Consider the following 11153-nt stretch of genomic DNA (forward strand, 5'->3'; position numbering starts at 1 on the left):
CAAATGTTTTCCAGCGTGGAGATTTCTGGGCTAGATTGTGAATGAATATTTCGGATCTATGACCTGATCGGCAAAATATGACCCCGCTCGACGAAACCGACAAACGCCTCCTCGCGATCCTGCAGGCCGAGGGCCGGCTGCCGATCCAGGAGTTGGCGGCCCGCGCCGGGCTGTCCACCTCGCCCTGCTGGCGGCGGGTGCGCAAGCTGGAGGAAAGCGGCGTGATCCGCGGCTATGCGGCGCTGGTCGACGCCCGCGCGCTCGGGCTGCTCACCCGCGCCTACGTGCATGTGTCGCTCGTCGATCACAGCGAGGAGACGATCCGCCGCTTCGATGCCTTCGTGGCGCAGGAGCCGCAGATCGTGGACTGCGCCAGCGTCACCGGGGCCGACGATTACCTGCTCAAGGTCGTCGCTCGCGATCCCGAGGCGCTGGAGCATTTCCTGATGCACCGCATCCTGCGCCTCGGCATCGTGCGCGCCTCGACCACCCATTTCGTGCTCGGCCAGAAGAAGGAAACCACGGCCCTGCCGCTCGATTGAATGGAGACTGGACCTCGCGCGTCACAAATCCTATATGTTCTGTCAGGTATAAGGGAAACGCGCGATGAACAGCGAAACACCGCAGATGGAGGGCGCGCCCCTCATCAAGCCCTCGACAACCGACCACCCGCTCTACGAAGCGGTCGTCGAGGCTTGCCGCTCGGTTTATGACCCGGAGATTCCGGTCAACATCTACGATCTCGGGCTGGTCTACACGATCGATATCAACGACGAGGGCGACGTGTCGCTCGTGATGACGCTGACCGCGCCGGGCTGCCCGGTGGCGGCCGACATGCCGGGCTGGCTGCACGACGCGATCGGGCCGGTTGCCGGGGTGAAATCGGTCGATGTGCAACTCACCTGGGATCCGCCCTGGGGGATGGACATGATGTCGGACGAGGCCCGGCTGGAACTCGGGTTCATGTGAGCATGGCCCGCGCCCCCGCGAGCGAACTTGAGAAAATGCGCGCGGGGCTGCCCTACCGGCCCGGCGACCCGGAGCTCGTGGCAATGCGCAAGCGTGCCCAAAGGCTGACGCGCGACTACAACCAGACCCTTTACGGCGACGACGAGGAACGCGCGGGCCTTCTGCACGCGCTTTTTGGCCAGCCGACCGACGCGGTGATCCGCCCGCCCTTCCACGTCGATTACGGTAGCGAGATCGTGTTCGGGCGCGGGGTGTTCCTGAACTACGGCTGCGTCATCCTCGACGTCGCCCGCGTCGAGATCGGCGACCGGGTGCAGATCGGCCCTTACGTGCAGATCCTCACCGCCGACCACCCGCGCAATGCCGCCGAGCGCGCCACCGGCGCGGAATGGGGCCGCCCGATCCGCATCGGGGCCGACGCGTGGATCGGTGGCGGCGCGATCCTGCTGCCCGGGGTGAGCATCGGCGAAGGCGCGATCGTGGCCGCGGGCGCGGTGGTCACCCGCGACGTGCCCGCCGGAACGACCGTGGCCGGCAACCCCGCCCGGCCCTTGAGTGACGGGCGATGAAGCCCTAGATTTGAAGTGCGAACAAGGAGAACCCGGATGTTTTCGATCCCCGGCAAGCAAGCGGTCAAGATGACCGACACGGCGGCCCGGCAAATTGCCCGGCTGATGGCGAAGGACGGCCACAAGGGCCTGCGCATCGGCGTCAAGAAGGGCGGCTGCGCGGGCATGGAATACACCATGGACTATGTCGACGAGGTCGACCCGATGGACGAAGTGGTGGAACAGGAAGGTGCCCGGGTGATGATCGCCCCTATGGCGCAGATGTTCCTGTTCGGCACCGAGATCGACTACGAGGTGTCGCTGCTCGAATCCGGCTTCCGGTTCCGCAACCCCAATGTCACCGAGGAATGCGGCTGCGGCGAATCGATCAAGTTCGACGAAAGCCTCGGCGCGCCGGAGTAGCGCCGCCTTTTGCCGCAGCATCCGCGCTTTGCGCGGGCGCGCTTTGCCGCTAGTCTCCGCCCGACCGGATAACAGGGAGAGACAGACATGCGGCGCGGACTGGCAGCAGGCAACTGGAAGATGAACGGCACGGCAGCGAGCCTTGGCGAGGTCGAGGCGCTGAAAACCGCCCATACCGCGCCATCGGTCGATATCCTGATCTGCCCCCCCGCAACCCTGCTGGATCGGCTCTCCGCCGTCACCCATGGCAGCGCCATCGCCACCGGCGGGCAGGACTGCCACCCGGCCAAGGCGGGGGCCCATACCGGCGATATCGCCGCCGCGATGATCACCGACGCGGGCGGTACCCATGTCATTCTCGGCCATTCCGAGCGCCGCGCCGATCACCAGGAGACCGACGCGCAGGTGTGCGCCAAGGCCAAAGCCGCGCTGGAAGGCGGGCTCATCGCGGTGATCTGTCTTGGCGAAAGCCTCGATGAGCGCGAGGCGGGGCAAACCCTCGACGTGATCGGCAGCCAGCTTGCCGGGTCGCTCCCCGACGGGCTGACCGGGGCCACTGCCGTGATCGCCTACGAGCCGATCTGGGCGATTGGCACCGGCAAGATCCCCACCATCGAACAGATCACCGAGGTGCATGATTTCATCCGCGCCGACCTGGTCGCGCGTTTCGGGGCCGAGGGCGAGGCGATCCGGGTGCTCTACGGCGGGTCGGTCAAGCCCGCCAATGCCGCCGAGATCTTCGCGGTCGCCAATGTCGACGGCGCGCTGGTGGGCGGGGCAAGCCTCAAGGCCGAGGATTTCTCGCCGATCATCTCCGCCCTCGAAGCTGCCAAGGGCTGACCCGGCACGCGCGGTCGTGCCGGCCATACCGCCTCGGCGGTTCGGCGGAGGCGCGCGCGGCCACCCTGTGCGCAAGGGCGATGCCGGTTGCCGCTACCAGAGCGCAGGCTCGAATTGCGGCCAACCGGGCAGCGCGCGGCCCCCGGTCAGACCACCTTGGCGTCCATCGTGATCTCGCAACCGAGCAGTTGCGAAACCGGGCAACCCTTTTCAGCGGCGCGCGCGGCCTCGAGGATCAGGTTCTTGTCGGCCGGTGCCTTGACCACGGTTTCGAGATGCGCGTTGACGATCTTCGGCCCGGCTTCGAGATCCAGCGAAATCGTCGAGCGGGTTTCGATCCGTTCCGCCGTCACCCCCTGCTCGGCAAGTATGTTCGCGAGCGCCATCGAGAAACACGCGGCATGGGCCGCGCCGACAAGCTCCTCGGGATTGGTGCCGGGCGCGTCTTCAAACCTTTCCTTGAAATCATAGGCAACATTGTCAAGCACGCCGCTTTGCGACGAAAGCCGCCCCTGGCCCTCTTTCAAGGTGCCTTCCCAGACCGCACTTCCATGTTTTTTGAACATGTCGTCCTCCTGTTCGCTATGTCCCATAGTGCCGCCCGCAACACCGCTCCTGTCAAGTGGAACCGTCGCTACCTCGGGCGCGGGGCCGCGCTCCGGGTTCGCCCCACCCTGCCGCGCGGGCCGATGTCGCCGCGTCCCTGTGTGCCATAGGTGCAACGGCGGTTTCGTGCTAGCATGGGGCGTTCAGACGCGTGGTTGCCGGTCGTGGGAGGTTTTCGATGAAGCGCCTTATTGCCGTCCTGTTCGCCCTTGTCCTGCCGGTCTTCGCGTTCGCCCAGAGCTGGCCGGTTCATGAGACGGTTTATGTCAACGATTACGCAAAGGTCATCGAGCAAGGTGCCGAACAGCGCCTCACCACAGCGCTGAAAACGCTGCGCGAAGACACCGGGATCGAGGCCACCGTGCTCACGCTGCACACCCGTTGGGGCTTTGAAAACCCCGGCTCGCTGGAGCAATTCGCCACCGGACTGTTCAACCACTGGGGCATCGGCAAGGCCGAAACCAACGATGGCATCCTCGTGCTCGTGGTGACCGAAGACCGCGAGATGCGGGTCGAACTGGGCGCGGGCTATCCGACCGGCTTCAACCGCACCGCACAGGACATCATCGACCGAATTTTCCTGCCCGCCTTCCGCGACGGCGATTTCTCGCGCGGGATCGAGGAGGGCACCGGCGCGGTGATCTCCCGCATCGCCCTCGCGCATCACGACGGCGACGCCCCCGACTCCGCCAGCGGTGGCGGCGGTGGCGGGCTGATCGGCGCGCTGGTGGGTGCGCTCATGGCGGTGATCGCGGGGGTGGCGATCTTCGGTCGCCGCATCTCCGACCGCTTCACCCGCTGCCCCGAATGCGGTGAGCGCGGCATCCACCGCAAGAAACACGTGCTCGAAAGCGCCACCCGCGCCACCAGTGGCCGGGGCGAGCGGATCACCGATTGCCCGCATTGTGGCTACCACGGCGTGGTGAGCTACACGATCCCGCGCATCACCAGATCCTCCTCTTCCAGCGGCGGTTCTTTCGGCGGCGGCTCGTCCTCGGGCGGCGGCGCTTCGGGGCGCTGGTAGGCACGGCACCGCCGATTGCCGCGAGCGGACGCAAGGTCACGTCTGCACAGAGAGGCCATGACGCACTATATTGGGGAAGGAAGGGAGCCCCGATGAAGCATTACGGCCTTGATCACAGCTTTGCCGAACATGTCGCCGACGGCGTGATGCATGTGCTCGGCGTTGCCGCCGCGATCGCCGGGGCGACCGCGCTGATCGTCTGGGCCGTGCTCGCGGTACCGCCCGACCGGATCTGGCCGCTGGTGCCCTATGCCGTCGGGCTGGTCGCCACTTTCGGACTTTCGGCCGCCTACAACCTCACCCTGCACCGCAAGATCCGCGCCGTGCTGCGCCGTTTCGATCACGCCGCGATCTATTTGATGATCGCGGGCACCCATACGCCAATGGCGATCATCGGGCTCGGCGGCGGGCGCGGGATGGCGCTGGCGATCGCGGCCTGGAGCCTCGCGGTCTTCGGCATCACCCTCAAGCTCGCCTTCTTCCATCGCTGGCCGCGCCTCGGCTTCGGCCTCTACCTTGCGCAAGGCTGGCTCGGCGTGATCGCGGCATGGCCGCTGATGCAGACCCTGCCCGTCTCGGCGCTGATCCTGCTGCTGGTCGGCGGGCTGACCTATACCCTGGGCACGATTTTCTACGCCGCGCGCTGGCGCTACTCCACCGCGATCTGGCACGGCCACGTGCTTGCCGCCGCAGCCACGCATTATGCCGCGGTGGTGCTCATCGTCGGGCTGGCCTGAAGCAGAACCGGCATCCGGACCGGGGCGCCCCCGTCGCGCGCCGATATCCTTGACCTTTACGCCCCTGCCCGGTAATGCCTCATCCAACAAGACGCCCCGGCAATCCGGCCGGGCGGGCCGCGTAAGGTTTGCGGCCAGTTGCGCCGATACCCATACGAAAGGCACCACTTGACCAAATTCTCCGAACTCAACCTGAACCCCAAGGTTCTCAAGGCCGTCGAAGACTCGGGCTACGAGACCCCCACACCGATTCAGGAAGGCGCGATTCCACCCGCGCTCGAAGGCCGCGACGTGCTCGGCATCGCCCAGACCGGCACCGGCAAGACCGCCAGCTTCGTGCTGCCGATGATCACCCAGCTTGCCCGCGGCCGCGCCCGCGCCCGGATGCCGCGCAGTCTCGTGCTCTGCCCGACCCGCGAGCTGGCCGCGCAGGTCGCCGAGAACTTCGAGAACTACGCCAAATACGTGAAACTCACCAAGGCGCTGCTGATCGGCGGGGTTTCGTTCAAGGAACAGGACCAGTTGATCGACCGCGGCGTTGACGTGCTGATCGCCACGCCGGGCCGGTTGCTCGACCATTTCGAGCGCGGCAAGCTGTTGCTCACCGGCGTGCAGATCATGGTCGTCGACGAAGCCGACCGGATGCTCGACATGGGCTTCATCCCCGATATCGAGCGCATCTTCGGGCTCGTGCCCTTCACCCGGCAGACGCTGTTCTTCTCCGCCACCATGGCGCCCGAGATCGAACGCATCACCAATACCTTCCTGTCGAACCCGGCGCGCGTCGAAGTTGCCAGACAGGCCACCGCCTCGGCGACGATCGAACAGGCGCTGGTGATGCTCAAACCCTCGCGCCGCGACCGCGCATCGACCGAGAAGCGCGATCTTCTGCGCGCGCTGATCGACTCCGAGGGCGAGGCCTGCTCCAACGCGATCATCTTCTGCAACCGCAAGACGGATGTGGATATTGTCGCCAAGAGCCTCAAGAAACATGGCTACAATGCCGAACCGATCCATGGCGACCTCGACCAGTCGCGGCGCATGGAAGTGTTGCAGGGCTTCCGCGACGGCACGATCCGCTTCCTCTGCGCCTCCGACGTTGCCGCGCGCGGGCTCGACATCCCGAACGTGAGCCACGTCTTCAACTTCGACGTGCCGAGCCACGCCGAGGATTACATCCACCGCATCGGTCGGACCGGCCGCGCCGGTCGCTCGGGCAAGACCTTCATGATCTGCGAGCCGCGCGACGAGAAAAACCTCGATGCCGTCCAGCGCTTGATCGAGGGGACGATTCCCCGCGTTGCCAGCCCGCTTTCCCGCGACCACGACGCGCCAGCCGAAGATTCGCCACCGTCGGCACCGGAGGCCGAGGCGGCACCAGCGGAAAAGAAACCCGCGTCGCGCAGCCGCAGCCGCGGCCGCAAGCCCGCCGAAGACAGCCCGGCCCCGACGCCGGCGCCCGCGCCGGCCCCGGAAGCCGAAGCGCGTGAAGAAAAACCGTCGAACCGGGCACGGTCCTCCGGTCGCGGTGGATCGTCTCGGGGCAAGGGCGACGACAAGTCCGTCGTCGGCATGGGCGACCACCTGCCCGGCTTCATCGCCCAGAGCTTCGAAGACCGGCGCAACTGACCGAGCCGCACCGCGCAATCGCCCTGCCTGCCGGGATCTTCAGGTTCTCGGGAGACGTAGGGCGCGCGCTCGGAAGCGTCAGATACGCCGCCCGGCCGGGCTCAAGCCGCCTCGGTCGCGAGTTTGCGAATACGGTCGACCATCGCGCGCAACCCGTTGGTGCGCTGCCCCGAAAGGTGCTCTTCGAGTTTCATCCGGCCCAGTTCGCCCTGGGCGTCGATCCCCGGCACCTGCGACACCGGCACACCGTCGTAGAGCGCGTGCAGCACGGCGATGATCCCGCGCACGATGAGCGCATCCGAATCCCCCTCGAAATGGAAGCTGCCGCCTTCGATTCGCGGCACCAGCCAGACCTGGCTGGCGCAGCCATCCACCTTCGTCGCCGGCACTTTGAGCGCGGCGTCCAACGGTTGCATCCGCTTGCCAAGGTCGATCACCATCGCGTAGCGATCTTCCCAGTCGTCGAGAAACTCGAAATCCTCGACAATCGTTTCGAATGCTTGCGTCGCCATGCCTGTCTCTCCTGTTCCAGCCCCACTCACCTAGGGTCGGGCAAGCCAAAGGTCCAGACCCGCACGTGGCGGGTTTTCAAACCCTCGCGGCTGGGTTACTCAGGGCAAGGACCACGGGGGAAGATCAGAATGGCCCGCATTGCCCGCCTTTTCATCGCGCTCAGCCTCGTTCTCGGCCTTGCGGCCTGTAGCGACGGCATAAACCTGAACCCGCTGACCTGGTTCGGCAGCGCGTCCAATCCCGATGACAGGCTGGTGGCGCTGGAGCCGTCCGGCGGCTACCTCGATGATCAGGATCGCCGCCTGCGCGTCGACCAGGTCACGTCTCTCAGGATCGAGCGCACCACCGCGGGCGTGATCGTGCACGCCTCGGGCCTGCCGCCGCGTCTGGGCTACTGGGATGCGCAACTCGTGCCCGAGAACGACGGCGAACCCGAGGGCGGCGTTCTGACCTACGTATTCCGGATTTCGCCGCCACGCTGGGCCACCCCGGCCTCGACGCCCTACGCCCGCACCGTGGAGGTGGCCGAGTTCATCTCCAACTCTGCGCTGCGCGATGTGCGCTCGATCCGCGTGATCGGCGAGCGCAACAGCCGCACCGCGCGGCGCTGAGCGCCCCTTCGGGCGACGCTCAGACCTCAATCACCCGCACGCTCTGGCCCTTGGCCGCAAGTGCGAGCTTGCCCTCACAGAGCCGAAGCGCATCGTTGCCGAAAACCTCTGCCCGCCAACCCTTGAGCGCGGCGACGTCGCGCCGCCCCGCGGCCAGCAGATCGAGATCGGCGGCGGTGGCGATCAGCCGCTGCGCCACCTTGGTATCCTCGGACCGGGCCTTCAGCAGAACCCGCAACAGATCGGCCAGCGCCGGGTTGACCTGAAGTTTGTCGCGGCCGTTGTCAGGCACCTTGGGCATCTGCTCGGCCGGCGTTTCCAACCCGGCCTTCACCGCCGCAAGGATTCCTTCAGCGATCTCGCCGCGCCGCGCCTCGCGCAAGAGCAGCCGGGAGCGGGAGAGATCGGTCATGTCGGCGGGCTTGGTCGAGGCCAGTTCCAGCAGCGCATCGTCCTTGAACACCCGGCTGCGCGGGATATCGCGCGATTGCGCATAGCCCTCGCGAAAGCGCGCCAATTCCTTGACGACGGACAGGAACTTGCCCGAACTGGTCCGCGTCTTGACCCGGAGCCAGGCCTCGGAGGGCTCCACCCGGTAGGTCGCCGGGTCTTTCAGCACCGCCATCTCCTCCTCGACCCACGGACCGCGCCCGGTTTCTTCCAACTCGGCGGCAAGCACCTCGTAGATCCGGCGCAGGTGGGTGACATCGCCAAGCGCGTATTTCTTCTGCGCCTCGCTCAGCGGGCGACGCGACCAGTCGGTGAAGCGTGACGACTTGTCGAGATCGGCCCGCGCGATCTTGCGCACAAGGGTCTCATAGCCGACCTGATCCCCGTGGCCGCAAACCATCGCCGCAACCTGGGTGTCGAACAAGGGGGCCGGGATCACCCCGGCATCGACGAAGAAGATCTCGAGATCCTGCCGCGCGGCATGAAACACCTTCACCACGCCCGGATCGCGGAACAGATCGTAGAGCGGTTCGAGCGAAAGCCCCTCGGCGAGCGGATCGACCAGAACCGCGTCCTCCGCCTCCTCGCCGGGCACGGCAAGCTGCACCAGGCAGAGCTTGGAATAATAGGTCCGCTCGCGCAGGAACTCGGTATCGACGGTGACGTAAGGGTGGGCGGTGGCGCGGGCACAGAATTCGGCCAGCGCCTCGGTGGTTGTGATGGTGATCATATGGACTTTCGGTCTGTTCGTCTCTTGCGCTTTCGCCTCACCATGTATCGGGGATCGGCGTGGGAATAAAGCACCATGCCGCGCGCGCGGGGTTTCAGGGCAGGAAAACCGGTGTCTTGTCGCCCGCCGCGTAGCGCCGCAACACCGCCGGATAAAGCTTGTGCTCCCAGGGCAGAACCTTCGCGGCGAGGCTCTCGGGCGTATCGTCCGGCGCGATCGGCACCCGCGCCTGTCCGAGGATCGGGCCGCCATCGAGCTCCGCCGTCACCTCGTGCACCGAGCAACCCGCTTCATTGTCGCCGGCCGCAAGCGCGCGGGCGTGGGTATCAAGGCCGCGGTATTTCGGCAGCAGCGAGGGGTGGATATTGAGCGCGCGGCCGCTCCAATGCGCGGTGAACGCAGGTGTCAGGATGCGCATGAACCCGGCGAGGCAGAGGATGTCGGGCCGGGCTTCTTCGAGCACGCGGGCCAGTTCGGCCTCGAACGCGGCCCTGTCGCCCGCGAAGGGGCGATGATCGACCACCGCGGTGGCAATGCCCATCGCCTCGGCCTTCGCCAGTCCGCCCGCGCCGGGCAGGTTCGACAGCACCAGCACCGGGCGGGCCGGATGATCGCCCGCCATGCTCTCGGCCAGCGCCACCATGTTCGATCCCGACCCCGAGATCAGGATTGCGACCCGCTTGGTCACCCGAGGCTCCCGAGGGTGCGCACGCCTTCGCCGGCCTGGACCCGGCCGATCTGAAACACGGTTTCTCCCGTGCTCTCAAGGGCTTGACGCACATCCTTCAGGCTCTTCGGGTCCACCACCAGCACCATGCCGATGCCGGCGTTGAAGGTTTTCAGCATCTCCGCCTGATCGAGCCCGCCGATCCCGGCAAGCCAGCCAAACACCGGCGGCAAGGCCCATTCGCCAAGATCGACAAGCGCGCCCTGCCCCTCCGGCAGAACCCGCGGCAGGTTTTCCGTAAGCCCGCCGCCGGTGATATGGGCGAGCGCATGAACGCCGCCCGCCGCGATCGCCGCCAGCGCGGGTTTGACATAGAGCCGCGTCGGCGCAAGCAGTGCCGCGCCGAGGCTGGTGGCCTCGTCCCAGGGGCAGGCATCGTCCCAGCCGAGGCCGGAGACGTCCACAAGCTTGCGCACGAGACTGTAGCCGTTGGAATGCACGCCGTCGGAGGCAAGACCGAGCAGCACGTCGCCTTCGGCCACGCCCGCGGGCAGCGCAGCCCCGCGCTCCATCGCGCCCACGGCAAAGCCGGCAAGATCGAAATCGCCCGCTTCGTACATCCCCGGCATCTCCGCCGTCTCGCCGCCGATCAGCGCACAGCCCGAGGCCGCACAGCCTGCGGCGATGCCCTCGACGATGGTGGCCGCAGCCTCGACCTCGAGCTTGCCGGTGGCGAAATAATCAAGGAAGAACAAGGGCTCTGCCCCTTGACAGACGAGATCGTTCACGCACATCGCCACCAGGTCGATGCCGATGGTATCGACCTTGCCGGTGTCGATCGCGATCCGCAGCTTGGTGCCCACCCCGTCGGTCGCGGCGACCAGGATCGGATCGCGGTAGCCTGCCGCTTTGAGGTCGAACAGCGCGCCGAATCCGCCCAGACCGGCCATCACGCCGGGCCGGTTGGTGCGCCGCGCGGCGGGTTTGATCCGCTCGACAAGCGCGTTGCCGGCGTCGATATCGACGCCCGCTTCGGCATAGGTGATCCCGTTCTTCGTCCCGGTCATGTCGGCCCCCGTGATTACTGCCGCCGCGATAGCCCAAGGCCGCGCGATTGGCAACGCCCGCTTGACCCCGCGCGCCTCCATGCTACCTGTAACCGCACGGTGGGCCCGTAGCTCAATTGGTTAGAGCAGGGCGCTCATAACGCCTTGGTTGGGGGTTCAAGTCCCTCCGGGCCTACCACATCAGGATTATCCTTTTTTCATGGTATTGCGGGGAGGTCCTTGCGCGTTTTTCGCCGGGGTGCTCTGGCAAGGCGTCGATGGCATTTGGCGGGCGCGGATCGTCCCGGCCGCATCCACTTTCTGCCCCTGGCGGCGAAACTGCTTGAAAGATTACCCCCC

At 66.5% G+C, this 11153-nt stretch carries 14 protein-coding genes and 1 tRNA gene; 10 read left to right on the forward strand and 5 right to left on the reverse strand.

The window, feature by feature from the left end; genetic code table 11:
* Positions 1–77 precede the first annotated feature (77 nt).
* The 5 genes from B9Y97_RS00300 (at position 78) to tpiA (ending at position 2780) form a co-directional block, all read left to right on the forward strand.
* Entirely contained in the window at positions 78–542 is a 465-nt protein-coding gene (locus tag B9Y97_RS00300; RefSeq protein WP_085524888.1) for an Lrp/AsnC family transcriptional regulator, read from the forward strand.
* 64 nt (positions 543–606) lie between these two features.
* Entirely contained in the window at positions 607–969 is a 363-nt protein-coding gene (locus B9Y97_RS00305; RefSeq protein WP_085524889.1) for an SUF system Fe-S cluster assembly protein, read from the forward strand.
* Between the two features lie 2 nt (positions 970–971).
* Positions 972–1538 carry a sugar O-acetyltransferase gene (locus B9Y97_RS00310; protein ID WP_254900815.1) on the forward strand — a complete coding sequence of 189 codons (567 nt, stop codon included), beginning with the start codon at positions 972–974 and terminating at the stop codon, positions 1536–1538.
* A 36-nt stretch (positions 1539–1574) separates the two neighbouring features.
* On the forward strand, positions 1575–1940 hold the full coding sequence (locus tag B9Y97_RS00315) for a HesB/IscA family protein (protein WP_085524890.1): 366 nt from the start codon (positions 1575–1577) through the stop codon (positions 1938–1940).
* Between the two features lie 87 nt (positions 1941–2027).
* Entirely contained in the window at positions 2028–2780 is a 753-nt protein-coding gene (gene tpiA / locus B9Y97_RS00320) for a triose-phosphate isomerase (protein ID WP_085524891.1), read from the forward strand.
* 146 nt (positions 2781–2926) lie between these two features.
* Here tpiA and B9Y97_RS00325 read toward each other — a convergent pair whose 3' ends face one another.
* A complete protein-coding gene (locus B9Y97_RS00325; RefSeq protein WP_085528018.1) occupies positions 2927–3346 on the reverse strand; it encodes an OsmC family peroxiredoxin in 420 nt (139 codons plus the stop codon).
* 218 nt (positions 3347–3564) lie between these two features.
* Here B9Y97_RS00325 and B9Y97_RS00330 point away from each other — a divergent pair, with 218 nt between their 5' ends.
* The 3 genes from B9Y97_RS00330 (at position 3565) to B9Y97_RS00340 (ending at position 6776) form a co-directional block, all read left to right on the forward strand.
* A complete protein-coding gene (locus B9Y97_RS00330; RefSeq protein ID WP_085524892.1) occupies positions 3565–4410 on the forward strand; it encodes a TPM domain-containing protein in 846 nt (281 codons plus the stop codon).
* Positions 4411–4502: 92 nt separating this feature from the next.
* On the forward strand, positions 4503–5147 hold the full coding sequence (locus tag B9Y97_RS00335) for a PAQR family membrane homeostasis protein TrhA (protein ID WP_085524893.1): 645 nt from the start codon (positions 4503–4505) through the stop codon (positions 5145–5147).
* Positions 5148–5315: 168 nt separating this feature from the next.
* Positions 5316–6776, forward strand: coding sequence for a DEAD/DEAH box helicase (locus B9Y97_RS00340; protein ID WP_085524894.1), 1461 nt, complete (start codon positions 5316–5318; stop codon positions 6774–6776).
* A gap of 101 nt (positions 6777–6877) precedes the next feature.
* Here B9Y97_RS00340 and B9Y97_RS00345 read toward each other — a convergent pair whose 3' ends face one another.
* A complete protein-coding gene (locus tag B9Y97_RS00345; protein WP_085524895.1) occupies positions 6878–7288 on the reverse strand; it encodes a SufE family protein in 411 nt (136 codons plus the stop codon).
* A gap of 129 nt (positions 7289–7417) precedes the next feature.
* Between B9Y97_RS00345 and B9Y97_RS00350 the strand changes: the two genes are divergently transcribed.
* Entirely contained in the window at positions 7418–7900 is a 483-nt protein-coding gene (locus B9Y97_RS00350) for a hypothetical protein (RefSeq protein WP_085524896.1), read from the forward strand.
* 19 nt (positions 7901–7919) lie between these two features.
* Here B9Y97_RS00350 and rnd read toward each other — a convergent pair whose 3' ends face one another.
* The 3 genes from rnd to purM all read right to left on the reverse strand — a co-directional run bounded on the left by rnd (position 7920) and on the right by purM (position 10814).
* On the reverse strand, positions 7920–9080 hold the full coding sequence (rnd, locus tag B9Y97_RS00355; RefSeq protein WP_085524897.1) for a ribonuclease D: 1161 nt from the start codon (positions 9078–9080) through the stop codon (positions 7920–7922).
* Between the two features lie 94 nt (positions 9081–9174).
* On the reverse strand, positions 9175–9768 hold the full coding sequence (gene purN, locus B9Y97_RS00360; RefSeq protein ID WP_085524898.1) for a phosphoribosylglycinamide formyltransferase: 594 nt from the start codon (positions 9766–9768) through the stop codon (positions 9175–9177).
* A complete protein-coding gene (gene purM, locus B9Y97_RS00365) occupies positions 9765–10814 on the reverse strand; it encodes a phosphoribosylformylglycinamidine cyclo-ligase (RefSeq protein ID WP_085524899.1) in 1050 nt (349 codons plus the stop codon). The genes purN and purM overlap by 4 nt, the downstream gene beginning before the upstream one ends.
* Before the next feature lie 101 nt (positions 10815–10915).
* On the opposite strand from purM, the gene B9Y97_RS00370 reads away from it, so the two are divergent.
* A tRNA-Ile gene (locus B9Y97_RS00370) sits at positions 10916–10992 on the forward strand.
* The last annotated feature ends 161 nt before the right edge of the window (positions 10993–11153 follow it).

Origin of the sequence: Maritimibacter sp. HL-12, from assembly GCF_900177545.1 — a bacterium.
Lineage (GTDB): Bacteria > Pseudomonadota > Alphaproteobacteria > Rhodobacterales > Rhodobacteraceae > Sinisalibacter.